Origin of the sequence: Actinomadura sp. GTD37, from assembly GCF_041951365.1 — a bacterium.
Classification (GTDB): domain Bacteria; phylum Actinomycetota; class Actinomycetes; order Streptosporangiales; family Streptosporangiaceae; genus Spirillospora.
Genome location: NZ_JBGNUS010000001.1, coordinates 883635 through 908425, shown reverse-complemented (window position 1 = coordinate 908425; position 24791 = coordinate 883635). Strand labels below are relative to the sequence as shown.

The 24791-nt window shown below is 74.4% G+C and carries 22 protein-coding genes; 11 read left to right on the top strand and 11 right to left on the bottom strand.

What is annotated here, in order from left to right:
- Positions 1-25: 25 nt before the first annotated feature.
- A complete protein-coding gene (gene sepF, locus ACA511_RS04395; protein WP_375022733.1) occupies positions 26-232 on the bottom strand; it encodes a cell division protein SepF in 207 nt (68 codons plus the stop codon).
- Positions 233-312: 80 nt separating this feature from the next.
- Between sepF and ACA511_RS04390 the strand changes: the two genes are divergently transcribed.
- Both ACA511_RS04390 and ACA511_RS04385 read left to right on the top strand, forming a co-directional pair.
- Positions 313-690 (top strand): hypothetical protein, encoded by a 378-nt coding sequence (locus ACA511_RS04390; RefSeq protein WP_375022732.1) that lies wholly within the window; start codon positions 313-315, stop codon positions 688-690.
- A 95-nt stretch (positions 691-785) separates the two neighbouring features.
- Positions 786-1409 (top strand): ATP-binding protein, encoded by a 624-nt coding sequence (locus ACA511_RS04385; protein WP_375022731.1) that lies wholly within the window; start codon positions 786-788, stop codon positions 1407-1409.
- Between the two features lie 42 nt (positions 1410-1451).
- Here the strand turns inward: ACA511_RS04385 and ACA511_RS04380 are convergent, their stop codons facing one another.
- The 6 genes from ACA511_RS04380 to ACA511_RS04355 all read right to left on the bottom strand — a co-directional run bounded on the left by ACA511_RS04380 (position 1452) and on the right by ACA511_RS04355 (position 6977).
- Positions 1452-2102, bottom strand: a complete 651-nt coding sequence (locus tag ACA511_RS04380; RefSeq protein WP_375022730.1) for a choice-of-anchor P family protein — start codon at positions 2100-2102, stop codon at positions 1452-1454.
- Between the two features lie 31 nt (positions 2103-2133).
- Positions 2134-2958 carry a L,D-transpeptidase gene (locus tag ACA511_RS04375; protein WP_375022729.1) on the bottom strand — a complete coding sequence of 275 codons (825 nt, stop codon included), beginning with the start codon at positions 2956-2958 and terminating at the stop codon, positions 2134-2136.
- Positions 2959-3101: 143 nt separating this feature from the next.
- On the bottom strand, positions 3102-3575 hold the full coding sequence (locus ACA511_RS04370; RefSeq protein WP_375022728.1) for a MarR family winged helix-turn-helix transcriptional regulator: 474 nt from the start codon (positions 3573-3575) through the stop codon (positions 3102-3104).
- A gap of 86 nt (positions 3576-3661) precedes the next feature.
- Positions 3662-4099, bottom strand: a complete 438-nt coding sequence (locus ACA511_RS04365; RefSeq protein WP_375022727.1) for a response regulator — start codon at positions 4097-4099, stop codon at positions 3662-3664.
- A complete protein-coding gene (locus ACA511_RS04360; RefSeq protein ID WP_375022726.1) occupies positions 4096-5781 on the bottom strand; it encodes an ATP-binding protein in 1686 nt (561 codons plus the stop codon). The genes ACA511_RS04365 and ACA511_RS04360 overlap by 4 nt, the downstream gene beginning before the upstream one ends.
- Positions 5781-6977, bottom strand: a complete 1197-nt coding sequence (locus ACA511_RS04355; protein ID WP_375022725.1) for a PP2C family protein-serine/threonine phosphatase — start codon at positions 6975-6977, stop codon at positions 5781-5783. The genes ACA511_RS04360 and ACA511_RS04355 overlap by 1 nt, the downstream gene beginning before the upstream one ends.
- 320 nt (positions 6978-7297) lie before the next feature.
- Here ACA511_RS04355 and ACA511_RS04350 point away from each other — a divergent pair, with 320 nt between their 5' ends.
- Positions 7298-7912, top strand: a complete 615-nt coding sequence (locus tag ACA511_RS04350; RefSeq protein WP_375022724.1) for an RNA polymerase sigma factor — start codon at positions 7298-7300, stop codon at positions 7910-7912.
- On the top strand, positions 7909-9066 hold the full coding sequence (locus ACA511_RS04345; RefSeq protein WP_375022723.1) for a CU044_5270 family protein: 1158 nt from the start codon (positions 7909-7911) through the stop codon (positions 9064-9066). The genes ACA511_RS04350 and ACA511_RS04345 overlap by 4 nt, the downstream gene beginning before the upstream one ends.
- 69 nt (positions 9067-9135) lie before the next feature.
- Here the strand turns inward: ACA511_RS04345 and ACA511_RS04340 are convergent, their stop codons facing one another.
- Positions 9136-9504 (bottom strand): hypothetical protein, encoded by a 369-nt coding sequence (locus ACA511_RS04340; RefSeq protein ID WP_375022722.1) that lies wholly within the window; start codon positions 9502-9504, stop codon positions 9136-9138.
- 141 nt (positions 9505-9645) lie between these two features.
- On the opposite strand from ACA511_RS04340, the gene ACA511_RS04335 reads away from it, so the two are divergent.
- The 3 genes from ACA511_RS04335 to ACA511_RS04325 all read left to right on the top strand — a co-directional run bounded on the left by ACA511_RS04335 (position 9646) and on the right by ACA511_RS04325 (position 14178).
- Positions 9646-11106, top strand: a complete 1461-nt coding sequence (locus tag ACA511_RS04335; protein WP_375022721.1) for a pentapeptide repeat-containing protein — start codon at positions 9646-9648, stop codon at positions 11104-11106.
- Between the two features lie 128 nt (positions 11107-11234).
- Entirely contained in the window at positions 11235-13316 is a 2082-nt protein-coding gene (locus tag ACA511_RS04330; protein ID WP_375022720.1) for an RNA degradosome polyphosphate kinase, read from the top strand.
- Positions 13309-14178, top strand: coding sequence for an NUDIX domain-containing protein (locus tag ACA511_RS04325; RefSeq protein ID WP_375022719.1), 870 nt, complete (start codon positions 13309-13311; stop codon positions 14176-14178). Before ACA511_RS04330 ends, ACA511_RS04325 begins: the two co-directional genes overlap by 8 nt.
- 91 nt (positions 14179-14269) lie before the next feature.
- Here ACA511_RS04325 and ACA511_RS04320 read toward each other — a convergent pair whose 3' ends face one another.
- Positions 14270-15760 (bottom strand): CHAD domain-containing protein, encoded by a 1491-nt coding sequence (locus ACA511_RS04320; protein ID WP_375022718.1) that lies wholly within the window; start codon positions 15758-15760, stop codon positions 14270-14272.
- Between the two features lie 257 nt (positions 15761-16017).
- On the opposite strand from ACA511_RS04320, the gene ACA511_RS04315 reads away from it, so the two are divergent.
- The gene (locus tag ACA511_RS04315; protein WP_375022717.1) at positions 16018-16473 is read left to right on the top strand and encodes an iron chaperone; all 456 of its coding nucleotides are present in this window, start codon (positions 16018-16020) and stop codon (positions 16471-16473) included.
- A 22-nt stretch (positions 16474-16495) separates the two neighbouring features.
- On the opposite strand, the gene ACA511_RS04310 is transcribed toward ACA511_RS04315, so the two are convergent.
- Positions 16496-19384, bottom strand: coding sequence for a LuxR C-terminal-related transcriptional regulator (locus tag ACA511_RS04310; protein WP_375022716.1), 2889 nt, complete (start codon positions 19382-19384; stop codon positions 16496-16498).
- Positions 19385-19581: 197 nt separating this feature from the next.
- Here ACA511_RS04310 and ACA511_RS04305 point away from each other — a divergent pair, with 197 nt between their 5' ends.
- Genes ACA511_RS04305 through ACA511_RS04295 form a run of 3 tightly spaced genes read left to right on the top strand, consistent with a single transcriptional unit; the run spans position 19582 to position 21785 of the window.
- Positions 19582-19890, top strand: coding sequence for a hypothetical protein (locus ACA511_RS04305; protein ID WP_375022715.1), 309 nt, complete (start codon positions 19582-19584; stop codon positions 19888-19890).
- Positions 19891-19944: 54 nt separating this feature from the next.
- Complete coding sequence (locus tag ACA511_RS04300) at positions 19945-20916, top strand: ATP-binding cassette domain-containing protein (RefSeq protein ID WP_375022714.1); 972 nt, start codon at positions 19945-19947, stop codon at positions 20914-20916.
- A complete protein-coding gene (locus ACA511_RS04295; protein ID WP_375022713.1) occupies positions 20913-21785 on the top strand; it encodes an ABC transporter permease in 873 nt (290 codons plus the stop codon). The genes ACA511_RS04300 and ACA511_RS04295 overlap by 4 nt, the downstream gene beginning before the upstream one ends.
- Here the strand turns inward: ACA511_RS04295 and ACA511_RS04290 are convergent.
- A complete protein-coding gene (locus tag ACA511_RS04290; RefSeq protein WP_375022712.1) occupies positions 21767-24790 on the bottom strand; it encodes a BTAD domain-containing putative transcriptional regulator in 3024 nt (1007 codons plus the stop codon). The two genes, ACA511_RS04295 and ACA511_RS04290, sit on opposite strands and share 19 nt — an antisense overlap.
- Position 24791: the final 1 nt, after the last annotated feature.

The window sequence follows — 24791 nt, the reverse complement described above, 5'->3', positions numbered from 1 at the left end:
CGAGGGTCGCGGGGCGGCGCGCCGGCTAGGGCTGGAGGAGGAAGAGCTTCCGGTCCACGCGGTCGAGCGCGCCGCCCCGCCCGAAGACGAGGCCGGTCGCGAAGTCGACGAGCTGCTTGGCTTCACGATCCGAAAGGTCGGTCAGGTCCATGAGGACGGGCACGCCCTTGCGGAAGAAGTGCCCGACGTACAGGACCTCGTTGTAGTTCTGGGGACGCAGCGACTTGACCACCGCCCCAGTCTGCCAGATACCGAACCGGGCGACGTCAGGAAAGCTTGACGTCAGGAGGTCCTGACACGCAGACTCGGAGCATGATTACTCCAGATGCGATCGAGCGGGACATCACGCTGCCCGGCGCGGCGGCGCGCCACGACGAGCTGTGGGTCCGGGACGCCGCCGGGGACACGCCGCTGGGACGACCCGAGGTGCTGGAACTTCTCGCGCTGGGCGAGGTGATCGCCAGGAAGGCGGTCTACGGGCGGCAGCTCGCCGTCCGCTCGGCGCGGCGGGCCGGGGCGTCGTGGGCGCAGATCGGCGCCGCGCTCGGCGTCAGCAAGCAGGCCGCCTGGGAGGCGCACGGCCGGTGGATCGACGACCAGGCCGCACAGCATCGGCGCAGCGACTACCAGGGCCTCGACGAGCAGCAGGTCGCCGCCGAACGAAAGCTGGCCGGACGCGCGGACGAATGACGGGGCGTGCGTTCGGGCGCTCGCCGGGGATTCCCGAATATGCGCCGGCCACCGGTCGTCGCGTTTTTCGGGTTGGTTGAGTTTCCCAGGGTGGCGTGTGGGAAATCTGGCTGCTAGAGGGAACGGAGGCGATTGGCATGGAGGTCGTTCTTGAAATGACCCTGCCGAGGAACGCCGAGAGCGCTCCGCTGGTGCGGCATACGCTCGACGCCTCTCTCCGCGGGCTCGGGGTGGGATCCGAGATCCGTGCCGATATCGCGCTCGCTCTGGGGGAGGCGTGCGCAAATGTCATCCAGCACGCCGAGGCCGGAATGGAGTACGAGGTCAGGGCGCGGATGGACGGGGCGAGATGCGTGGTGGAGGTCATCGACGGGGGCGCGGCCGCCGAGGTCGCGGACGAAGCGTTCGCGGACGAGGTGGTCGTGGACGAAGCGCTCACGGACGAGGCGCTCACGGACGAGGCGCTCACGGACGAGGCGTTCGCAGGCGAGGTGGTCGCGGTGGAAGCGGTCGCACCCGCCGGGTCCGGGGCCGCGGAGCCGGGCGCCGGGGCCGGGTCGGGCGCCGGGGCCGGTTGGGGGGCCGCGCAGGCGCCGCCGCTGGCCGAGCACGGCCGGGGGCTCCAGTTGATGCGGGCGTTCACGGAAGATCTGCACATCGCCGATCGCGTGCACCGCAACGGCGCGATCGTGCATTTCGAGAAGTCGCTGGCGGGCTGACGGCCCGGCGGACGGATGCCCGCCGGGCCGGCGCGTGCCGGGTCAGCCGGTGACCGGCAGGTCGTGCTTCACCGGCTTCGGCGCGGGCGCCTCGGCCGGGCCCCGCACCGGGGCGCCGCGGCCGCAGGTGGCGGACGCGACCCTGAGCGCGCCCTTGCCGCGGGGCAGCATGAGCTCCATCGCGGTGACGGCGAGCCGGCCGTCCGCGGTGCGCTGCTGCTTGTTGAGGATGAGCGCCGTCCGGCCGAGGCCGTCCACGTCGACGGGGACGGTGGTGTTGGGCGGCGGGGAGGCGTCCAGCCGCTTGCCCGCGAGGACGGCGTTGGCCAGGTGCGCCGCGCCCCGGCCGTCGACGCACTTGGCGGAGACGGCGTCCGCCGCCAGTTCCGCGGTCGGGACGGCGAGCCGCGCGACGGACGAGCCGGCGCGGGCCGGGGAGGCGTCGACGTCCAGCGCGGACGCCTTGACCAGCTTGCGGTCCTGCCGGAGCAGGCTCTTGCGGACGTTTCCGGTGGTGGAGGCGACGGCGGGGACCGGCGGGACGTCCACCGGCCCGGTGAGGGCCAGCCCGTACGCCGAGCCCTCCCCCGCGGGCGTGGCGGTGGCGGCCAGGGCCGGCAGCCCGGCGGCGACGAGGCCGCCCGCGAGCAGGCCGGTCGTGGCGAGGCGCCTGAAGGCATGTCTGTGACGCATGGATGTGCTCCGTTTCTTGTGCGGTCGTGGATCAGGCCGTGACGAACACCAGCGAGCCGAGCGGGACGCGGGACAGCGCCTTCAGCGCGTCGGCGGGGACCCGCACGCAGCCGTGCGTGACGGCCTTGCCGAACACGGAGGCGTCGGGCCAGCCGTGCAGGGCGACGGTGCCGGGCCCTCCGCCGAAGGTGTCCAGGGTGGCCGAGTGGGTGCCGAGCGGCAGGACGATGGGGCTCGGCGTCTTCTTGGCCGGGGCGAGCGTGGCCAGGACGAACGTCCGGCCGGGCGGCGTCGGGGTCTTGGCGCCGCCGATCGCGACCTTCCACCGGCCCGCCTGCCGCCCCGACTTGAGCAGGGTGAGCCGCCGGCTCGCGAGGTCGACCCGGACGGTGTAGGGCGTGTGCGCCGTCCGCAGCCCGGCGCCGGAGATCCAGCCGCTCGCCTGGTTGGGGCGGCTCGGCAGCAGCACCCGCCGCCAGCCGCCGGAGCTCTCCACCACCGGCACCCAGGTGGGGCCGCTCAACTGGGTGGTGGGGAGCGTGGCGACGCGGCGTCCCCCCGGGCGGTCGAGCACCGGCGTGGGACGGGTCGGGTGCACGACCAGTCCGTCGGTGGCGCCGTCCGGTGTCGCGTCCGCGGGGGCGCCGGGAATGGTGCTGAACGTGGTGGCCTCGGGGACCTTGCCGGACTTCCCGGCCGGGGCCGCGGGGCCGGCGCCCTTCTCGCCGGCGGACGCCGTGCCATGCGGGGTGGAGCCGCCGCACCCGCCGAGCAGCAGCACGGCGGCGGCCGCCGGGAGCAGCCCGGCGGCCGTGACGGTGCGGCGGGAATGCCGCCGGGCAATTGTGGTCGCCATGAGCCGGGATGCTAGTAGTGGTGCGGCCGCGCGTATCGGAAATGGCGAAAGTGCGCCGCAACCCGCCATTCTAAATCGCGATAACCACCGATTTAATGGAGGCTTTGCGGAGGGTTGCGACTTACCGAATGGAAGCGGACGAGTCAGGCGAGCATGGAGAACGAGCCGTCCTCGCCGCCGGGCTTGGAGGCCGCCTCGTGGAACTCCGTGAGCCCCCACAGCAGCGCGGCGCGCGCGGACGCCGGCATCAGCGCCAGCACGCGGGACAGCTCCTCCAGCCGCCGCACCCGGAGCCGGTCGAGCAGCGCCTGCCCGCCCGCGCTCAGCCGGACGGTGACCTCCCGGCGGTCCCGGCCGGGGTCGCGGGCGAGCAGCCCGGCCGCCTCCAGCCGGTCGCACAGCCGGGACGCCGACGACACCAGCGCGCCCAGCTCGCCGGCCAGATTGCTGACGTTGACCGGGCCGCGCTCCAGCACGAACAGCGCGCGGAGCTGCGTGGACGGGACGGGCACGTCGGGGGCGTTGTGGGCGCGCGACCAGACGTGCATCAGGGTGGACGCCGCGCCGTCCAGGGCCACCGCGGAGTCCGCGGCGCCCTCACCCGACGTGTCCACCATGCCTTCCACTGTTACATACGATGTCGCCGACGGCATCCCGGGACCTGCGGGTCCGCGGGCGACGCGGCGCGGTAGGCGGGCGTGGGTCAGCGCGGCAGCTTGACCACCGTGACGAAGAAATTGTCGATCTGGCGGACGACCGAGATGAACTGGTCGAAGTCGACCGGCTTGGTGACATAGGCGTTGGCGTGCAGATGGTAGCTGCGCAGAATGTCCTCGTCGGCCTCGGACGTGGTCAGCACGACGACGGGAATGCAGCGCAGGTCCTCGTCGTCCTTGATCTCCTGGAGCACCTCGCGGCCGTCCTTGCGCGGCAGGTTGAGGTCGAGCAGCACCAGGTCGGGGCGGGGCGCGGCGGCGTACTCGCCCTCCCGGCGCAGGAACGCCATCGCCTGCTCGCCGTCGTTGACGACGTTCAGCGTGTTGTTGACCTTGTTGTGCTCGAACGCCTCGACGGTCAGCAGGACGTCGCCGGGGTCGTCCTCCACGAGCAGGACCTCGATGGGATGCGGGCCTTCGTTCATGTGTCGCCTCCGTTGCCGATGTGCGACTGGACCGGCAGCGTCCAGTGGAAGGTGGTGCCGGGCTCGTCGCCCCGCCCGCCGGGCTCGCCGCGCTCGCCGGTGTCGAGCCAGATGCGTCCGCCGTGGAACTCGACGATCTTCTTGCAGAGCGCGAGGCCGATGCCCGTGCCGGTGTACTCGTCCCGCGGATGCAGCCGCTGGAAGATCAGGAAGATGCGGTCGGCGTAGCGGGGCTCGACGCCGATGCCGTTGTCGGCGCAGCTGAACACCCACTCGTCGCCGTCGCGGCGGGCGTCGATGACGACCCGGGGCGGCACGCCCTCGCGGCGGAACTTGATCGCGTTGCCGATGAGGTTCTGGAAGAGCTGGGTGAGCTGCGTGCGGTCGCCGGGCAGGTGCGGCATGTCGCGGACGTCGACCTCGGCGCCGGTCTCCTCGCGCAGCGCCGCCAGGTTGTCGGTGGCCTGCCGGGCGACGTCCGCCAGGTCGACGGACTCCTCGGGCCGCGCGATCCGCCCGACCCGGCTGAAGCTCAGCAGGTCGTTGATGAGGGCCTGCATGCGCTTGGCGCCGTCGACGGCGAACGCGATGTACTGCCGCCCCCGGTCGTCGAGCTGGTCCCCGTACCGGCGCTCGATCATCTGGCAGAAGCTCGCGACCTTGCGCAGCGGCTCCTGGAGGTCGTGGCTCGCGACGTAGGCGAACTGCTCCAGCTCGGCGTTGGACCGGCGCAGCTCCTCGGTCTGCTCGTTGAGCTGCCGGGTCTTCTCCTCGCTGATGCGCCACTGGCGGACGATCCGGTTCCGCATCGCGTCGATGATCACCGCCAGCTCGTTGATCTCGGCCGGGCCGGGGACGTCCAGCCGGTGCCCGAAGTCGCCCTGGGACACGGCGCGGACGCGGCCGGTCAGCGAGGACACCGGGGTCAGCACCGTCCGCCGGAACAGCACGGCGAGCAGCAGCGCGGTCACCACGACCATGACGAGCGCCGCGATCGTCGACCACTGGGCCGTGCTCGCGCGGGAGCGCAGCTTCGCGGCGGCCCGGTCGTGCAGCCTGGTGATGCCGATCTGGAGCGGGGTCATGTCGCCGCGCGCCTGGGTGAGCAGGCGGCGCGCGTCCCGGCTCGCGTCGGGGTCGACGCCCCGCCCGCCGGGCCCGGCCGCGATCCGGTCGGCGAAGGCGGCGCGCCACGCCCTGGAGTCGGCGGTCGCCTTGTCCAGCAGGCGGTCGACGTCCTGGCTGCCCGGCACCCCGGCCAGCAGCCGGCGCATCCGGGCCGCCGACTCCGCCTCCTGCCGGACGGCCTCCCGGTACTGGACGACGTGCTCGGCCCGGCCGTCCTGCGCGTAGTCGCGGATGGCCATGTCCTGGTTGGTGACGGCGGTCGAGAGGCGGAACTGCTCCAGCGTCGCCGGGTCGACCTTGTTGATGACGACGTCCCGCGCCTGGTCGTTCCCGTACATCGCGATCCCCGCCTGCCCGATGGCGAGGAGGAGGAGCAGGCCGAGGACGAACCCGCCGATCTGGTAGATGCGGACGAGCCGCATCCGGCCGAGCCCGTGCCCCGCGGGCATGTCCGCCGCGGGGAGGACGACGGCCGGACCGCTGATCGCGAACTCCCCGGCCGGCCCGGCGGGGCGCGACTCGGCGCCGCCGGGGCCGCCCGCCTCCGCCGCCATCAGCCGTCCCCCCGGCTGAGCAGCAGGACGGCCAGGTCGTCGGACAGGACGCCGCCGTTCAGCCGTTCCGCCTCGGTGATGAGCCCGTCGATGAGGACGTCGCCGCGCCGCCCGTCGCCGTGCGCGAGCTTCGCCAGCTCGACCAGCCCGGACAGGTCGAGGTACTCGCCGTCGCCGGCGCGCCCCTCGATCAGCCCGTCGGTGTAGAGGAGCAGCCCCCACGAGTCGCCGAGCTCCAGCTCGACCGCGGGCCAGTCGACGCCGGGGATCAGCCCGAGCGCCGGGCCGCGCGGCTCGTCCGCGATCACCTCGACGCCGCCGGGACCGAAGAACAGCGGGCGCGGGTGCCCGGCGCGGTGCAGCCGGGCGCTGCGCCGGTCCGGCGCGATCGTCAGCGTGCACGCGGTGGTGAAGATCTCCTCGGCCCAGCGCTCGTGCTGGAGGACGGCGTCGAGCGTGGCCAGGATCTGCGGGCCGGTGTGCCCGGCGAGGACGAGCGTCCGCCACGCCATGCGGAGCCGCACCCCGAGGGACGCCTCGTCGGCGCCGTGCCCGCTGACGTCGCCGATCACCACGTGGACGGTGCCGTCCTCGGTCTCCACGGTGTCGTGGAAGTCGCCGCCGAGCAGCGCCCGGTCGCGGCCGGGCCGGTAGCGGGTGTGGTGCCGGAGCGTCCGGTCGTGCAGGATCGGGACGGGCAGCAGCCCGCGCTCCAGCCGGGCGTTCTCCCGGCTCAGCGCCCGCGCCTCGACGAGCTGCCGCTCGGACTCGTCGGCGCGCTGGCGCTCGATCGCGTAGCTGATCGCGCGGGTGAGGAGCGCGCCGTCGACGTCCTGCTTGACGAGGTAGTCCTGGGCGCCGGCGGCGACCGCCTCGACCCCGACGTGGGCGTCGTCGAGGCCGGTCAGCACGAGGACCGCGGTGGTCGGGGCGTGCGTCCGCACCTGGTGGAGGGCGTCGAGGCCCTGCGCGTCCGGCAGCGACAGGTCGACGATGACGCACTGGATCTCGGGGCGCAGCGCGTCGAGCGCCTCGCGGAGCGTCGTCGCGACGGTGACCCGGATGCCGGGCTGCGCCTCGGCCAGCAGCTCCTCGAACAGGAACGCGTCGCCGGGATCGTCCTCGACCAGGAGGAGGTGCGGGGAGCCTGCCACCCCGAGCAGCCGCTCCGCACCGCGACTGTGCATCGCGGCCATGTCTCAGCTCCTTCGATCCGGCGCAACCGGGGGGACCAGGGGGTTTGCTTGCCGTAGAGCAAATATTAAGGGCACTTGACGGTCGGAACGCCCTCAACCTACTTGTGCCGGACGTGGCAGCGGGTGACGCCCGCGCGGGTTGTCCACCGCCGCGCGGTCCGTGCCCGCCCCGCTCGTCGCGTGTTTCCGGGATTCGGTGTAACAAGGACGCCTCCCCGGCCACTACCTCGTGAAATGAACACCTGGATGGACGGAGAAGCGGTGCCGGACGCAGAAGCGGTGTCGGACGACAGCGGTGGAGGGACGGGCGGTGACACCGAGTGACCCCCGATGAAAAGCGCTTCACCGCGATCTACGACGCGTGCCGCCAGAACGTGTGGGCGTACGCCGCGAGCCGCGCCGGGCGGCAGGTCGCGGACGAGGTGGTGAGCGAGACGTTCGCGGTCGCGTGGCGGCGGCTCGCGGACGTCCCCGAACCGGCCCTGCCGTGGCTGCTCGGCGTGGCGCGGAACGTGCTGCGCGACGGCCGCCGGGCGGAGGTGCGGCGCGAGACGTTCACGGCGGAGCTCGGCCGGCTGGCCCCGCGGCCCGCCGGCGACATCGCCGAGGACGTCGCGGAACGGCTCGCGGTGCTGCGGGCGATGGCGGCGCTGCCGGAGCAGGACCGGGAGGTCCTGATCCTGATCGCCTGGCAGGGGCTGACGCCGCGCGACGCGGCCAAGGTCGTCCGCTGCTCGCCCGCCGCGCTGCGGGTGCGCCTGCACCGCGCCCGGCGCCGCCTCCTCCGCGCGGTCGAGCAGGAGGCGGCGGACCGGCGCGGTCTCGGCCATGCCACCGCCCCGGATGACGGCGGCGGACCGGCGAGGACCGACGGCATGCCCGCACGGGCCGGCGCGCGGCCGCAGGTGGGGATCATCAGCGAGGAGATGTCATGAAGGACGTGCTTCACACACTGCGGCAGGCCAGGCCCGCCGAGCTGGACCCGGACACGCCGGTCGACGAGCGCGTCCGGCACGCGGAGCTGTCCCGCGCCATGGCGGAGGCCCCGGCGGGCGCGAAGGCCGCGCCTGCGCGGCGGCGGGTGCGCCCGATGTGGGGGCTGAGCCTGGCCGGGGCGGTGGCCGCGGGGGCGATCGTCGCGGCGACCGTGGTCACGACCGGCGGGAACCCGGCCGGTCCGACCGGCGGGACGGCGGGGCCGGGCGGAGCCGAGCAGGCGCTCGACGCGAAGTCCGTGCTGCTCGCGGCGGCGGAGCAGGCCGACGGGCAGACCGAGACGACGCGGGCGTACTGGCATCAGGCGACGATCACGTCCCACCTCTACATGGTCGGGAAGGGCGCGAACCGCTACGGCGTCACCGTCCGGGAGAAGTCGGAGACCTGGGTCCCCGGCAAGCCGGGCATCAAGATGGTGGGACTCCAGCAGAACCTCGGCGCCAAACCCGCCACGTTGGAGGACGTGATGGCCTGGCAGAAGGCCGGATCACCGGCCGAGTTCAAGATCAAGATCCCCGCACCCGAGGGCAGCAAGGGACGCTCGAAGGGTTTCACGGCGACGACCGCGCCGGGGCGTCCGAAGGTGAGCCGTTCGGCACAGGTCGACGGCGACAAGGTGTTCTGGCTCGGCCGGAACGTGACCATGAAGGATCTGCGGTCGCTGCCGTCCGATCCGCAGCGCCTCAAGGCGGAGCTGATGCGCTGGTACAAGGGCCACGGCACCGAGTCGGACGACCCGATGTCGTCGGACGAATGGCTCTACGAAGTGGCGCGCGGCCTGGTGATGGACATGCCCGTGAGGCCGGAGGTCCGCGCGGCCGGATTCCGGATGCTGGCCGCGCTGCCGGCGGTGAAGTCGGTCGGAAAGGTGCGGGACCCGCACGGGCGGACGGGCAACGCCATCGCGGTGGACGAGCGGACGAGCCGCGGTCTGATCCGCCATCAGATGATCATTGATCTGTCCTCGGGGACCGCGCTGGCCAGGGAGGACATCGTGCTGACACCGGCGGCCGGGACGGGCATCCCCGCCGGCCGGGCGGTGAACTCCACCCTCACGGTCAACACGGAATGGACGGACTCCCACCCGCGCTGACCCGTTCGCGGAAGGGGCGGTGCCATCCGATGGCGCCGTCCCTTCCCGGCGTTAGCGGCCGAGATGTGATCAGGCGCTTTTGGGCGTCCGGCGGGCCGATCGCTGCGCGTTCCGGCGCTGCGCGGAGGCCGCCTTGGCGCGGTTGAGGCTTTCCCTGACCTTCGCGGCGCCGCGCGCGGCGGTCACGGTGTCCTTGGCGCGTCCGGCGTAAACGGCGAGGACCTCGGCGACGGGCGGCGGCTGCCATTCCTCCTTCACGACGATCGGCAGGAGGGGCGCGGACGCGGGGACGGTTGCGGAGTTTCCGGGCAGGGTGTTTCCAGGAACGGTGTTGCCGGACCCGGTCTTTGCGGGCACGGTGTTCCCGGGCACGGGGACGAGCGCGAGATGCGATTGGCAGTGCGGGCACTGCACCCCCGGATGGGTGTCTCTGCTCATAACACAAATCATTACGCGAGGGTCTGACAAAACAACCCCGCCTTTTTATCGGCCCCGCCCGCGGGGGCTTGCGCCGAGGTCGCACGTACCTGGCGGCCGGGAGACCTTCACTCAGCGCGCCGCCATGGGTAGAACGTGACGGTGACCTCTCACGAGCCTTCCTCGACGACGGTGTTCTGGCCTCGATGCTCGGCCGTCCGCGGATGCAGCGGACGGTCGGCCGGGCGGCTCGGGGGGTGCCCCGCCCACCTGCGTCCGTCCGAACTGGACGAGTTCACGGGCGCGCTGCGACCCGGCTCCGACCTCGACCTGCGCGGCGTCACCGTCCCGGCGCGGCTGCTGGACGCCGTGCTGGACGCCGTCACCGGCCCGGACGGCCGGCCCCACCTCGGCCGGGCCCGCTTCGACGGCGCCGTCCTGCCCGCCGGCGCGGTGCTGCGCGGCCTCTGCGTCGAGGGCGACGGCTCGTTCGACGGCGCGCGGTTCCTCGGCGGCGTGTCCTTCTACGACGCGCGGTTCTTCGGCAACGCCTCGTTCCGGGGGGCGCGGTTCGGCCGCAACGTGTCCTTCCACGAGGCGCGCTTCCACCGGTACGCCTCGTTCGAGGAGGCCGTCTTCACCGGCGACGCGCTGTTCGGGGAGGCGCGCTGGCACGCCGACGCCTCGTTCCGCACGGCGGTGTTCATGGGCGCGGCCTGCTTCGACCGCGCCCGCTTCGGCCGGGACGCGGCGATGCAGGCGGCGTGCTTCGGCGGGCCCGTCTCGTTCAAGCGCGTCCAGGTGGCCCGGCACGCGCGGTTCGAGCGGACCCGGTTCCGGCAGGGCGTGTGGCTCGGCCCGCTGGTCGCGGGCGGCCGGATCGTGCTGTCGGACGCGGCCGTGCACGGCGGCCTGCGCGTCCACGCGGCGGCGCCGCAGGTCGCGGCGCGCGGGGTCATCGTGCACGGGGAGGCGGGGTTCCGGTTACGGCACGCGGAACTCGACCTTGAGGACGCGGTGTTCGAGGGCCCGGCCGCGGTGCGGTCGCTGGCCCGTCCGATCCAGGGGCTCACCCCGCCGTCCGCGGGCCCGCCCGCCGTGCGCGTCACCTCGCTGCGCCGGGTCGACGCGGCCGGCCTGCACCTCGCCGACGTCGACCTGAGCGGGTGCGGCTTCCTCGGCCTGCGCCGGCCGGACGCGCTCGTGATCACGGGCGACTGCCGGTTCGCGACCGTCCCGGAACGGCGGGCGCTGCGGCCGTGGGGGCGCGGCGAGCGCGCGGTGCTCGCCGAGGGCCTCGCGCGCGGCGCCGGCGACGCCGACCGCCTGCGGGTGCTCTACCTGGAGCTGGCCCGCGCCACCGCCGGCGCCGACCGGAACCGGCTCGCCCGGGACTTCCGGTACAGCGCGCTGGAGATGCGGCGGCGCGGCGAGCGCGATCCGCTGCGCCGCCTCTGGCTGCACCTGCGCTGGATCACCTGCGGCTACGGGCTGCGGGCGGGCCGCGCCGTCGCCTGGCTCGCCGTGCTCGCCGGCCTGGCCTGCTGCGGCGCGTCCGTCCTGCACCACGGCGACCGGGCCGACACCGCCCACACCAGCCACCTGAGCGGGCGAAACACCTGAACCGGCACGGAACGCCCAGGGAAATACCGAGTGATCAGCGGGAACCCGGGGCATGATCGGAGTGTCTGATACTTCGGTGAAACATCCGAGTTCGACCGCCGTTCATCTTGCTCAGGGAAAATCACGGTATGACCGTCAACCCAGGACAGCTCCCCCACGCCGAAGCGCTGCCCGACGACCGCTTCCTCGACCGGGAGGAGAGCTGGCTGAGATTCAACCAGCGCGTCCTGGAACTCGCCGAGGACCCGTCCCTCCCCCTGCTGGAGCGCGTCCGGTTCCTGTCGATCTTCTCCAGCAACCTGGACGAGTTCTTCATGGTGCGCGTCGCCGGCCTCGCCCGCCGGATGGCGACCGGGCTGGCGGTCCAGTCCGCGAGCGGGCGGCAGCCCCGCGAGGTGCTGGAGCGCACCGGCGAGGTCGCGCACGAGCTGATGATCCGGCAGGCGTCCTGCTTCCGCGACGAGGTCCGTCCCGCGCTCGGCGACGAGGGCGTCGACATCCTGCGCTGGGACGAGCTGGCCGAGACCGAGCAGGAGCGGCTGCGGCGGCTGTTCCGCGACCGGATCTACCCCGTCCTCACCCCGCTCGTCGTCGACTCCGCCCACCCGTTCCCCTACATCTCCGGCCTGTCGCTCAACCTGGCGGTGATCGTCCGCGACCCGGAGACGGACGCGACGATGTTCGCCCGGGTCAAGGTGCCGCCGCTGCTGCCGCGCTTCATCGAGGCGTCCCCCGACCGGTTCACGCCGCTGGAGGACGTCATCGCCGCGCACCTCGGGCAGCTGTTCGTCGGGATGGAGGTCGTGGAGCACCACGCGTTCCGCGTCACCCGCAACCAGGACCTGGAGATCGACGACGACATCAGCGAGGGCCTCCTCCAGGCCCTGGAGCGCGAGCTGCTGCGTCGCCGGTTCGGCCCGGTCGTCCGGCTGGAGGTCGAGGAGTCGATCTCCCTGGGCGTGCTGGAGCTGCTCACGTCCGAGCTGGCGGTGGACGAGGGGCAGATCTACCGCGTCGTCGGGCCGCTCGACCTCGGCGGGCTCGCGGCCATCGCCGACCTCGACCGGCCGGAGCTGAAATACCCCCCTTTCGTGCCGTCCAAGGAGGCGCTGCCCGAGGACGCCAGCATCTTCGGCGCCATCCGTGAGCGGGACGTGCTCGTCCACCACCCGTACGACTCGTTCACCACGACCGTCCAGCGGCTGATCGAGGACGCCGCCGCCGACCCGCGCGTCCTCGCGATCAAGCAGACGCTGTACCGGACGAGCGGCGACTCCCCGATCGTGGACGCGCTGATGAGCGCCGCCGAGGCGGGCAAGCAGGTCGTGGTCGTCGTCGAGCTGAAGGCCCGCTTCGACGAGCGCGCCAACATCGCGTGGGCGCGCAAGCTGGAGACGGCCGGCTGCCACGTCGTGTACGGGTTCGTCGGGCTGAAGACGCACTGCAAGCTCGCGCTGATCGTCCGGCAGGACGACGAGGGCCAGCTGCGCCGCTACTGCCACATCGGCACCGGCAACTACCACCCGAAGACCGCCCGCCTCTACGAGGACTTCGGCCTCCTCACCGCCGACCCCGAGGTCGGCGAGGACGTCAGCGCCCTGTTCAACCACCTGACCGGCTACTCGCGGCAGAGCTCCTACAACCGGCTGCTCGTCGCGCCGAACAGCCTGCGGTCGGGGCTCGTCCAGCGGATCGAGCACGAGATCGACAACCGGCGGGCCGGCCATGCCGCCCGCGTCCGCGTCAAGTGCAACTCGCTCGTCGACGAGGTGATCATCGACGCGCTGTACCGGGCGTCGCAGGCCGGGGTGCCGGTGGACGTGTGGGTGCGCGGCATCTGCGCGCTGCGTCCCGGCATGCCCGGCCTGTCGGACATGATCCGGGTGCGCAGCGTCCTCGGCCGGTTCCTGGAGCACTCCCGCGTGTTCGCGTTCGAGAACGGCGGCGAGCCCGAGGTGTGGATCGGCAGTGCCGACCTCATGCACCGCAACCTGGACCGCCGCGTCGAAGCCCTCGTCACCGTCACCGACCGCGCCCAGCGCGACGACCTGCTCGCCCTCCTCGACCGCGCGATGGAGTCCGGCACCCACGCGTGGGCGCTCGACGGCGCCGGCACGTGGACCAGGGCGCGGCCCCGTCCGGGCGAGACGCTCCAGGACATCCAGACCCACCTCGTCAAGAGCCGCCGGTGGAGGACGGTCGATGGCTGAGGTCATCCACGCGGCGGGCGCGGTGCTGTGGCGGGACGCGCCGGGGGGCGGGCCGGAGTTCGCGGTGATCCACCGCCCCCGCTACGACGACTGGTCGTTCCCGAAGGGCAAGGTCGACCGGGGCGAGCACGTGCTGCGCGCCGCCGTCCGCGAGATCGAGGAGGAGACCGGCATCGTCGCCCGCCTCGACCGGCGCCTCCCGACCAGCACGTATCCGATCGGGGAGCGGACGAAGCAGGTCGACTACTGGGCCGCCCGGCCGGTCGCGTCCAGCGTGTTCACGCCCAACGACGAGGTCGACGAGCTGGTCTGGCTGCCGGCCGGCGAGGCGGAGGCCAGGCTCAGCTACCGGCACGACGCCGACCTGCTCCACGAGTTCCTGCGCGGCCCCGCGCGGACGTCGCCGCTGGTGATCCTGCGGCACGCGTCCGCCGGGGAGAAGCACGCGTGGCGGGAGGCCGACGAGCTGCGCCCGCTGGACGCCGCCGGCCGCCGCGAGGCCGCCGCCCTCACCGGCCTCCTGCACGCCTACGGCCCGCTGCGGGTGATCAGCTCGGCGACGGCCCGCTGCCTGGAGACCGTCCTGCCCTACGCGCGCCTCACCCGGGCGCCCGTCGCCACGGACGCCGCCTTCACCGTCGGCGACACCGGTCCCGCGCAGGCCGTGGAGCGGCTGCTCACCCTGACCGGCGTCCCGGCGGTCGTGTGCACGCACGGCGAGGTCGTCTCCGAACTCGTCACCGGCCTGTGCCGGGAACTCGGCGAGAAGGTCCCGGACGACCCGAGCCTCCGCAAGGCGGAATTCTGGGTCGCCCACCTCGCCGGCGACGCAATGGCGTCCCTCGAACGCCACAGCCCCTAACGGCACGCTCCTAAACGGCACGCTCCTAAACGGCACGGCCTCTGGAAACGGCGCCGCTTCTGGAAACGGCGCCGCTTCTGGAGAGGCGACCTCAGAAGGACGGCCCGAGCGTCCGCGACCAGGTGGTCGCCAGCCGGTCGCGGGCGGCTTCCGCGTCGCACTGCTCCCTGCCGTACAGGACGCCGAGGGTGAACGCCTCCGCCGGAACGCTGGTGCGCTTCGCGGCGGCCGCGAGGTGCTCCATCGCGATGACGCCGTCCTGGTAGCCGCCGAGGACCCCCTGGATGCGCTTGGCGTCCTCGACCACCCGCTTGGCCGCGACGCCCAGCACCGGGACCGCGAGCTCCGCCGCGTACCGGGCGCGCTTGGCCTCCTTGCGGGTCTCGTGCCGCGCGATGTCGGGGTCGGCGGCCGTCTTGATCGACGCGTACTCCCCGGCCATCCGGTCCCACGCCCGCGTGACGAGGCCGGGCAGTTCCTTGCGGGCCTTCTTGCCCGCCTCGGCGGCCAGCGGCGGATCGGCGATCAGCCGGTCGAGTTCGTCGAGCAGCGCGAAATACCTCGGCTCCTTCAGGGCCGCGTTCAGCCGCCGGTACGCGGACCGCTCCTGCTTCTCCAGATCGTCCAGCAGGAATTCGGGCGCGCCCTGGAACCGCATGCGCAGCACTTCGCGGTCGCGGACCTCGCCCAGTTCCTGGGCGAGCCAGCGCAGTTCCGGGTTGAGCGGCACGGTGCGCCCGGCGTCCAGGACGGGCCGGTAGCTGCGCAGCGCGCTCCGCGTCCGGCGCACGGCGACCCGCATCTTGTGGACGGCGTCGTGCTCGCCCAGCCGCGCCTTCGGGTCGAAGTCCACGATGGCCTCGACCTGCTCGGCGAGGTAGGCCATGACGACCTCGCCGGTCGTGATCGCGGGCGCCTTCCCGTTGCTGGTCGCCGCCGCGATCCGCGACCTGGACGCGGACCGCGCCGCCGCGGCCCGCGACGGGACGACCGCCTCCCCGAGCAGCCGCCCGAGCTTGGACGACGACTTGGCCCGCTTCGCGCCGCCCTTGCGGAGCCGCTTGCCGGCCGCCTTCAGCAGCTCCGCGGTGCCGGCGCCGAGCTCGACCTCGATCTCCCGCCACCGCTCGGGCTCGGCGTCCCGGCCGCGCCCGGTCACCAGGTCGTCGGCGACCTCGGCGAGTTCGGCGCCGTCCGCCGCGAACAGCCGGACGACCGTCCGCCGGGTCTCCAGCGTCGCGACGGGACGCAGCTCCGCGCCCCGCGTGTACGCCGCGACCAGCCCGGCGAGCCGCGCCGGGACGACCAGCGGCCGGCCGAGCGGCGCCCGCAGCTCCTGCTTGCTGTCCGGTCCGGCGGGCATCTTCAGGTGCCAGCCCGCGTCCGTCCCGCCCCGCCGCCGGCGCAGCGTGATCTTGTGCGCGGCGAGCCGCAGGTCGTCGGTGTCGAAATAGGTGGCGTGCAGCTCGTGGACCTCGGGCTCGCCGAGAGCCGCCACGCCCGGCAGGCCGTCCAGCTCCGGCAGGACGAAGTCGGCGGCGGCATCGTACTTCTGCTCGATCTCGAGATGCCTTTCGGCCACGCTCTGCTCCTCAGGGACGTTCTACGACGAACACGCACACCCAGGTAACAAGCATTTCACGCCGGGATGAACGCCGGTGAAATCCTTTACCTGGCGGACGGCCCGGCTCGGGTACGCGCCGGGCACTGCGTGGTGGTTTCCGTGGTGGGCACGGAGGCGGGCCGCCGGGCGGACGGGAAAGGCTGTGACCACGGCGATCGGCCCGGCGGAACCCGCGGCGGCGCGATCGCGACCCTACGAGCGGCACAGGAGCGGTCATGGCGAGCAGTGAGAGCGGCACGTACCAGGGGTTCACGGCCGAGGAGCGCGCCGCGATGAAGGAGCACGCCCAGGAGGAGAGGAAGGCGGCCCGGCGCGGCTCGCGTGCGGACAAGGCCGCGGAGGCGGCGCGGGACGTCCTCGCGAAGATCGCCGAGATGGGGGACGAGGACCGGGCCATGGCCGAGCGCGTCCACGCCGTGATCACGGCCGGCGCCCCGGCGCTGGCGCCGAGGCTCTGGTACGGGATGCCCGCCTACGCGCTGGACGGCAAGATCGTCTGCTTCTTCCAGAGCGCGGCGAAGTTCAGGGCGCGCTACGCGACGCTCGGTTTCAACGACGCGGCGAAGCTGGACGACGGCGCGATGTGGGCGACCGCCTTCGCGCTGACCGAGGTGACGCCCGCGGTCGAGGAGCGGATCGTCACGCTGGTGAAGCAGGCGGTGAGCCGGTGAAACGGGCGGTGGGCTGCGCCGCCTACCGGACGGGCGCGGGCGCGAAGTCGAGCCCGGCCAGGGCGGCCTCGCCGGCGGCGATGTGCTCGCCCCCGGCGAGCAGCAGCGTGCGCGCCGACTGGTAGCGGCACCCGGCCGCGTCGAACGCCGCGGCGGTGGCGAGCTGCCGGGGCCGGTCGCCGTCGAGCAGCGCTTCCGCCCGGTCCACCTGGGCGGAGGCGACGGGGTTGCCGGCGACCGTGGTCCGGGCGGCGGCGATCCGGCCCCGGGCGTCCGGGCGTCCGGCGAGCACCGCCGCCTCCGCCCTGAGCGCGACGTACCAGTGCAGCCAGACCCAGCACACCCACTTCCACACCTGGTCGGGCTCGGGCGCGACACGGTCCAGCGCCGCGTCCGCGTCGCCGTGGTGGAGCAGGACCATGGCGTCGAAGACGGCCCCGTACCCCAGGCGGTGGTCCGCTTCGGGGCCGGACTGGTCGACGACCGCGAGCCAGGCCGCCCGTGCGCCGTGGTCGCCGCGCAGCCCGTGGATCATCGCGACCGACGCGGCGGCGGGTCCGGCGGAGCGCGACCGCAGCCGTCCGCTCCGCTCCCACGCGTCCAGGAACCGCCCGCTGGTCGCGAGCACCGCGCCCGCGTCGCCGGCGAACGCGTCCGCGACCAGGAGCCAGGACGTCGCGTGGTGGCCCGCCTCCGCGAGCAGCGGATGACCGGCGAGCTGCCCGCCCCACCGGCGCGCCTCCGGCAGCTCGCCCACGCCGACGGCGGTCCCGGCGGCCATGGCGAGGGCGTCCATCCGCTCGTGGGTGCTCGCGGGGGTGGACGGCCCGGACGCCAGGAGGCGGAGCCTGCGCCGGGCGGCGGCAGCGGCGGCGAACGGCTCCCCCGCCCAGCTCCGCGCGCCGGAGAGCGCGTCGAGGGCGGCGGACTCCGCCACCGCGTCGCCCGCGCGCCGCGCGAGTTCGACCGCCCGCTCGGCGCGCTCGACCGTCTCCTGCGCGGGGTTGTCGGGGTCGCCCTGGACGGCGCCGAACGCGTCCGCCTCCACCGCGGCCTCGGCCAGCGCGACGGCCGCCTCCGCGGCCAGGGCGTCGCCGGACCCGGCGGCGGCGCACAGCTCCCGCGCCTCCGCGAGCATGGCGGTCACCTCGTCCACGGGCGGAGCGTCCGCGAACGAGCTGGAGAAGCGGTACGCGACGGTGGCCGCGGTCGCCAGGTCGCGGCCCGCGCCGGCGGCGTCCCCGGCCCGGCGGGCGGCCCCCGCGGCGGCGCGATGCAGGCGGAAGCTCTCGCCGTCGAGGCTGCGGCACCCCGCCACGGCGGCGGCCTGGCGCAGTGCCGCGGCGGCGTCGGCGGCGTCGGCGTCGTCGTCGTCGGTGCCAGCGTCGTCGGCGCCAGCGTCGTCGGCGGCGGCGAGCCCGGCCGCCTGCTCGAACCGCTGCTGCGCCTCGCCGAGCAGGTTGCGGGCGAAGGCCGCCTCGGCCATGGCCAGCGCGAGCCGGTAGGCGTCCGCGCGCTGCTCCGGCCGGTCGGAGGCCCAGGCGAGGGCGGCGCGCAGCTCTTCCGCGACGGCGTCGAACCGGGCGCGCCAGTCCGTGCCGCCGCTCTCCGCGAGAGCGTCCGCGCCGGCGAGGCACCAGCGCAGATGCCGTGATCGGACGTCCGTCAGCTCGCCCGCGTCGGCGAGCCGCTCCGTCCCGTACTGGCGGATGGTCTCCAGCGCGTGGTACCGGGTGCCGCCCTCGGACGGCGCCGCGGTGAGCAGGCTCTGCTCGGCGAGCACGCCGAGCCCGTCGACGACCCCGGCCGCGTCGAGCGGCGCGAACCCGGCGACCTCGGCGGCGGCCTCGGCGGTGAACGGCGCGACGAACACCGACGACCGGCGCAGCAGCGCCCGCTCGTCCGGTTCCAGCAGGTCGTGGCTCCAGTCCAGCACCGCCCGCACCGACCGGTGCCGGTCGTCGGCGCGCGGACCCCCGGTGAGGATGCGCAGCTGGTCGGAGAGCCCGGCGATGAGGCCGTCCAGCCCGAGCGTGGCCCAGCGCGCCGCCGCCAGCTCGATCGCCAGCGCCATGCCGCCGAGCCGTTCGCAGACGGCGACGACCCCCTCGCTCACCGCCGGTCCGGTCGGCCGTCCGACGGCCGCCGCACGGTCCATGAACAAGGCCACCGCGTCCGACTCGTCGCCGCCCTCCCGCGACAGCGGCGGGACGGGCAGGACCCGCTCGAACGGCACCATCAGCCGGGCGCGGCTCGTCACGAGGACCCGCAACCGCGGGCAGGCCGCCAGCAGCCGCTCCACGAAGGGCGCGACCCCGTCGCGTACGTGCTCGCAGTTGTCCAGCACCAGCAGCGCCCGGTGGTCCGCCAGCGCGGACAGCACCGCGTCGTCGACGCTCTGCCCCGGCCGCTCGCCCACGCCCGCGGCCGCCGCGACCGCCGCGCCCACCCGTCCCGGCTCGGCGACCGGGACCAGGTCGACGAACCAGACCCCGTCGGCGAAGTCGCCCGTGCGGTCACCGGCGCGATCGGCGGCGGGGTCGTCGGCGAGGTCGGAGGCCACCGCCAGCGCGAGGCGCGTCTTGCCCACCCCGCCCGGCCCGGCCACGGTCACCAGCCGGTGCTTCCGCACGGCGTCCGCCAGCTCCGCGCGCTCCCGCGTCCGGCCGACGAACGACGTCAGCGGCGCCGGCAGCGCGGGCGCCGCCCGACCGGCGGGCGCGGCCTCGGCCGCGTGCCGGGCCAGCGCCCGCCGGTCGGGCAGCTGGAGCTTGCGCAGCAGCGAGGACACGTGCGACTCGACGGTGCGGACGGAGATGACCAGCCGCGCGGCGATCTCCGCGTTGCTGAGGTGCTCGCCGAGCAGCGCGAGCACTTCGGCTTCCCGAGCCGAGACACCTGGACTGGACACCGGCTCATTATCCGTGGTGGCACGCGTGACCGGGCACGGAGGCGGCCCGGCGCCCCCGTCCGGCGACCGGTGATCCGATGCCGCTCAGGGGCTTCCGGTTCTGGCTCAGGGCTGTCCGCTTCCAGCCAGTTGCCGTGCGGAACCGGACGGACGGACGACACATCGATATACCGAGATCGTCCAACATGGGAGTATTTGTGAAGCGTGCAGTCCCGGTTCTCTCCGTTCTCGCGGTCGGCGGCGCCCTGCTGCTCAGCGGATGCCAGTCCAACACGCACAGCTGCGTCAACGGCAAGTGCCACGTGACGGTGAGCGGCGCCGGACAGACCGTGGAGGTCAACGACGTCGACGTCACCGTCTCGCAGATCTCCAGCGGAGGGATGACGGTGTCGGCGGCCGGGTCCGCGCCCGCAACGATCGCGAACGGGGAGAGTTCCCAGGTGGGGCCGGTCACGATCAGGGTGACGTCGATCGACGGCCAGAAGGTCAAGTTCGACCTGGAGTAGCCGGGCGGGCCGGGTGTGAGCGGTTTGTGAGCGGCGCCCGGCAGCCTCCGGGACATGAGCTACGCGTTCCAGGCCGAGGGCCTGGTCAAACGATTCGGGAAGACGACCGCGCTGGCCGGGGTGGATCTGGCGGCGCGGCCGGGGACGGTCCTCGGCGTCCTCGGTCCCAATGGCGCAGGCAAGACGACGGCCGTACGGATTCTCGCGACCCTGCTGCGTCCCGACGCGGGACGGGCCGAGGTCCGCGGGCTGGACGTCGTCCGCGACGCGGCGAAGGTGCGGGAGCTGGTCGGCCTCACCGGGCAGTACGCGTCGGTGGACGAGGACCTCACCGCGACGGAGAACCTCGTCCTCATCGGACGGCTGCTCGACCTGCGCAAGGCCGAGGCGCGGACGCGCGCCGCCGAACTGCTGGAGCGGTTCGAGCTGACCGAGGACGCCGGGCGCCGCGTCTCGACGTACTCCGGCGGGATGCGGCGCCGCCTCGACCTCGCCGCCGGCCTGATCGGGCGGCCCGCCGTCATCTACCTGGACGAGCCCACGACCGGCCTCGATCCGGGCCGGCGGGAGGAGGCGTGGCGGCTGATCCGGGCCATGACGGACGAGGGCGGGACGGTCCTGCTGACCACCCAGTACCTGGAGGAGGCCGACGCCCTCGCCGACGTGATCACCGTCATCGACCGCGGCTCCGTCATCGCGTCCGGCACGCCCGCCTCGCTGAAGCGCATCGCGGGCGGGCAGACGATCATCGTCCGACCGCGCGACCCGGGACGGCTCGCCGAGGCCGCCGCCATCCTGCGCGCGGTGTCGGGACGCGAGGTCGAGCCCCCGCGCCGGGACGTGGTCTCGGTGCCGGTCGACGGGGACGGCGAAGGCGCGTTCACCGAGGCCGTCCGCCGCCTGGACGCCGCCGGGATCGGCGTCACCGAACTGGCGCTGCGGCTGCCCAGCCTGGACGAGGTGTTCTTCACCCTGACCGGCCGGCGCGCCTCCTCCGCCGAGGACGAGGACGAGGCGGCGGCATGACCGACACGAACCGGACGGCACACCCGCGGGCGGCGGACGCGAACCCCGTTCCCGTCTCCGCACCGGGCGCTGGATCGGACTCCGGCGGCGCAGGACGGCCGCGGCGGCGCTACCGGCTCGCCCGGCACAGCCTGCTGCTCGCCGGGCGGAGCCTGACCAAGACGCGGCGCAACCCGGGCGTGCTGAGCGACGCGCTGTTCATGCCGATCCTCTTCCTGCTGCTGTTCGTGTACCTGTTCGGCGGCGCGGTGTCCGGGTCCACGCACTCGTACCTGCAGTACGTGTTCCCTGGCGTGCTGGTGATGACGATGTTGCTCGCCGGAATGCTGGCGACCGGGCTCAGCATCAACACCGACATCAAGAAAGGGGTCTTCGACCGGTTCCGCAGCCTGCCCATCGGACGATCCGCGCCCCTCGTCGGCATCGTCCTCGGCGACGTGATCCGGTACGTCGTCGCGGCGGCGGTGCTGTTCGCGACCGGCTACCTGATGGGGTTCCGCGTCCAGACGGACGCGGCGTCGGCGCTCGCGGCGGTGGGCCTGGCGACCGCGCTGGGCTTCGCGATGGGCTGGATCAACGTGCTCATCGGCGTCCTGATCAGGGAGGAGGTCATCGTGCAGACGGTCGCGTTCCTCGGGATCTTCCCGCTGGCCTTCGGCACCGACATGGTCGTCCCGGCCGACACGATGCCCGGCTGGCTGCGGGCATGGGTCGAGGTCAACCCGGTCAGCGACGCGGTGGAGGCCGCGCGGGGGCTGCTGGTCGGCGGGCCGGTGGCGGGCCCGGCGACGGCGACGCTGCTGTGGTCGGCGGGTTTCCTCGCCGTGTTCTGCCCCCTCGCCGTCGCCGCCTACCGGCGCCGCAGCTGATCGTCCAGCAGGGCGAGCGCGCCGGTCACGTCCAGCCCGCGGCCCCGCTCGTAGGCGTCGCGGTAGGCGCGCTCGCCCAGCTCGCCGCGGAGGCGGCGCGCGGGCCGGGCGACGTCGGGGTTGAACGCGTCGGGCGCGCCGCGCAGCACGGCCGCGGCCCCCAGCGCCTCCGCCGCCGCGCGGGGATCGGCGGCGGCGCGGAGCCGGGCGACCGCGTATCCGGCGACGGCGGCGATCGGCATGTCGGGCGCGCCGACGGCGAGGGCGAGCGCCTTCCGCAGGCGCCGGGCCGCCTCCCCGGGGTCGTCCCGTCCGATCGCGAGCTGGGCGTGCGCCGCCTCCAGCAGCGAACGGAACTGCGGGTAGGACGGGACGCGGTCCAGCTCGCGCCCGGCGGCGGCGTAGTGCGCGGCGGCCTCGGCCGCGTCCCCGGCGTGGCGGGCGAGGTCGCCGAGCGCCAGCCGGACGTGCACCAGGTGGCGGGACGGGGTCGCGGCGCCGGGCGCGGCCATCGCCGACAGCTCGTCCCGCGCCCTCCGGACGTCGCCGGAACGGGCCCGCGCCTTCGCGAGCATCACCCGCTGCAACCCGGCCGCGGCGTCCTGCCCCAGCTCGCGCAGCAGCCCGATCGACTCCTCCAGCGCGGCGACGGCGTCGGCGAAGTGCCCGTCGACGGTCTGCGTCTCGGCCCCGAACGCGAGCGCGAGCGCCAGCCCGGCCCGCTCGCCCGCCGCGCGGAACCCGGCCTGAGCCGCGACGATGTCCGCAGCGGCCTGCCCCATCTCGCCGCGGTTGCCGTTGAGCATGGCGCGCGTCAGGTGCAGCGCGGCGCTCGTCCACGGGTCGTCGTGGGGCAGCAGGCGGTCGACGGCCGCGACGCCCCCGGCGGGGTCGTCGGCCAGCAGCGCCGTGGCGGGGGCGATCAGCGCGGCGAGCGGATGCCCGTCGGCGGGCCCCGCAGGCGGCGGCGCACCCGGCCCCCGCAGGCCGCCGATCAGCGGGTCGTCGCGCGCCGCGCCGCCGGACAGGACGGTGTTGAACACGTAACCGCCCAGCGCAGCCGCCACCCCCGGCACCGGGGCGCGGCGCGGCACTTCCAGCGCGAGCCGCAGCCGCCGCGCCGCCTCAGCGTGATCGCCCTGGATCATCCAGAACGTGGCCAGCGCGGCGCCCATCCGGACGGCCCGCTCCGCGTCGCCCTCGTCCACGGCGTGGTGCAGCGCGGCGAGCAGGTTGTCGCGCTCCGCCGCCAGCCGGAAGATCCACTCCAGCTGCTCGGGACGGCGCAGCCGCGGCTCCGCCCGTTCGGCCAGTCCGAGGAAGCATCGGAGGTGCGCGTCCCGGGCCGGGCCGGCGTCGCCCGCCAGCCGCTCCAGGCCGTACTCGCGGATCGTCTCCAGCATGCGGAAGCGCGGCTCGGCGCCGTCGACGGCCTGGAGCAGCGACCGGTCGACGAGCGAGTCGAGGACGTCCAGGGCCTCCGCCGCGCCGGTCACCTCGGCCGCCGTCTCCGGCGTGATCGTCCCGGGGAACACCGACAGCCGCTCGGCGAACCGGCGTTCGGCGTCGTCCAGCAGGTCCCAGCTCCACGCGACGACGGCGCGCAGCGTCCGGTGCCTGGGCAGGGCCTTGTTCCCGCCCGTCAGCACGCGGAACCGGTCGTCCAGGCGTGCCGCGAGCTGCTCCGCGGACATCGACCGCAGCCGGGCGGCGGCCAGCTCGATCGCGAGCGGCAGCCCGTCCAGCCGCCGGCAGATCTCGGCGGCGACCCCGGGGTCGGGCTCGTATCCCGGCCGGACGGCCGCCGCCCGGTCCGCGAACAGCCGCACCGAGGCCGGCCGGTCCAGCGGCGGCACCGGGCACAGCGCCTCGCCGTCGACACCGAGCCGCTCCCGGCTCGTCGCGAGTACCCGCAGGCTGGGACAGGCGCCGAGCAGGTCGTGGACGAGCCCGGCCGCCGCGTCCACGACGTGCTCGCAGTTGTCCAGCACGATCAGCGTCTCGTCGGCGGACAGGGCTTCGACGAGCCGGCTCGTCCCGTCCCGGAGCCCGAGGACGCCCGCGACCGCGCGCGGCACCTCCGCCGGGTCGTCGACGCCCGCCAGCTCGACGAGCCAGACGCCGCCCGGGAACCGTCCGGCCAGCTCCGCGCCGACCTTCGCCGCCAGCCGCGTCTTGCCGGCCCCGCCGTGCCCGACCAGGGTGACCAGCCGGCCGTCCCAGAGCGCCCGCGCGACCCACGCGCACTCGCTCTCCCGCCCGACGAAGCTGGTCGGCGGCACCCGCAGGTTCCCGCGCGTGCGCTCCCTGGGCGCCGCCCGCAGGACGGCCAGGTACGCGTCCTGCAGCTCCTTCCCGGGATCGGCGCCCAGCTCCTCGGCCAGCACGCGCCTGAACCGCTCGAACACGCCGAGCGCCTCGGCCGAGCGTCCGCCCCGGTGCAGTGCCTGCACCAGCAGCGCGCGGGGCCGCTCCCGCAACGGATGCAGCGCCGCCAGCTCCTCCAACTCGGCGACCAGCCGCGCCGGCTCGACGCCCGTTTCGAGTTCGGCGGCCACCCGGTCCTCGACCGCCGAGATCCGCAGCGCCTCCAGCCGGACGGCCGCCGCGTCCGCGAACGGCGCACCGGCCGCGTCGGCGAGCGCGTCCCCGCGCCACAGCTCAAGGGCAGCCCGCAGCAGGCCCGCGGCGCGCTCGGCGTCACCGTCGCGGAGCGCCCTGCCGCCCGCACCGGCGAGGCGCTCGAACTCCGGGGCGTCGACCGACTCGACGTCCAGCACGTAACCGCCGGACACCGACCGCAACCTGCCCTCCGGCAGGCGCCGCCGCAACCGCGACACGAGCGCCTGCAACGCGTGCACGCCCGGCCCGCCCTCCGGCCACAGCGCCTGGACGAGCGCGTCGACGCCGACCGTCCGCCCCGGCTCCAGCGCCAACCGGATCAGGAGCGCCCGCAACCGGGCCCCGCCGACGGCGACAGCACTCCCCTGGTCCGTGACGACCAAC

Excerpts from the sequence above, each read along its gene's own strand:
- ACA511_RS04390 (WP_375022732.1), top strand. The coding sequence starts at position 313 with ATGATTACTCCAGATGCGATCGAGCGGGACATCACGCTGCCCGGCGCG.
- ACA511_RS04380 (WP_375022730.1), bottom strand. The coding sequence starts at position 2,102 with ATGCGTCACAGACATGCCTTCAGGCGCCTCGCCACGACCGGCCTGCTC.
- ACA511_RS04375 (WP_375022729.1), bottom strand. The coding sequence starts at position 2,958 with ATGGCGACCACAATTGCCCGGCGGCATTCCCGCCGCACCGTCACGGCC.
- ACA511_RS04370 (WP_375022728.1), bottom strand. The coding sequence starts at position 3,575 with ATGGTGGACACGTCGGGTGAGGGCGCCGCGGACTCCGCGGTGGCCCTG.
- ACA511_RS04365 (WP_375022727.1), bottom strand. The coding sequence starts at position 4,099 with ATGAACGAAGGCCCGCATCCCATCGAGGTCCTGCTCGTGGAGGACGAC.
- ACA511_RS04360 (WP_375022726.1), bottom strand. The coding sequence starts at position 5,781 with ATGGCGGCGGAGGCGGGCGGCCCCGGCGGCGCCGAGTCGCGCCCCGCC.
- ACA511_RS04355 (WP_375022725.1), bottom strand. The coding sequence starts at position 6,977 with ATGGCCGCGATGCACAGTCGCGGTGCGGAGCGGCTGCTCGGGGTGGCA.
- ACA511_RS04345 (WP_375022723.1), top strand. The coding sequence starts at position 7,909 with ATGAAGGACGTGCTTCACACACTGCGGCAGGCCAGGCCCGCCGAGCTG.
- ACA511_RS04340 (WP_375022722.1), bottom strand. The coding sequence starts at position 9,504 with ATGAGCAGAGACACCCATCCGGGGGTGCAGTGCCCGCACTGCCAATCG.
- ACA511_RS04330 (WP_375022720.1), top strand. The coding sequence starts at position 11,235 with ATGACCGTCAACCCAGGACAGCTCCCCCACGCCGAAGCGCTGCCCGAC.
- ACA511_RS04325 (WP_375022719.1), top strand. The coding sequence starts at position 13,309 with ATGGCTGAGGTCATCCACGCGGCGGGCGCGGTGCTGTGGCGGGACGCG.
- ACA511_RS04315 (WP_375022717.1), top strand. The coding sequence starts at position 16,018 with ATGGCGAGCAGTGAGAGCGGCACGTACCAGGGGTTCACGGCCGAGGAG.
- ACA511_RS04300 (WP_375022714.1), top strand. The coding sequence starts at position 19,945 with ATGAGCTACGCGTTCCAGGCCGAGGGCCTGGTCAAACGATTCGGGAAG.
- ACA511_RS04295 (WP_375022713.1), top strand. The coding sequence starts at position 20,913 with ATGACCGACACGAACCGGACGGCACACCCGCGGGCGGCGGACGCGAAC.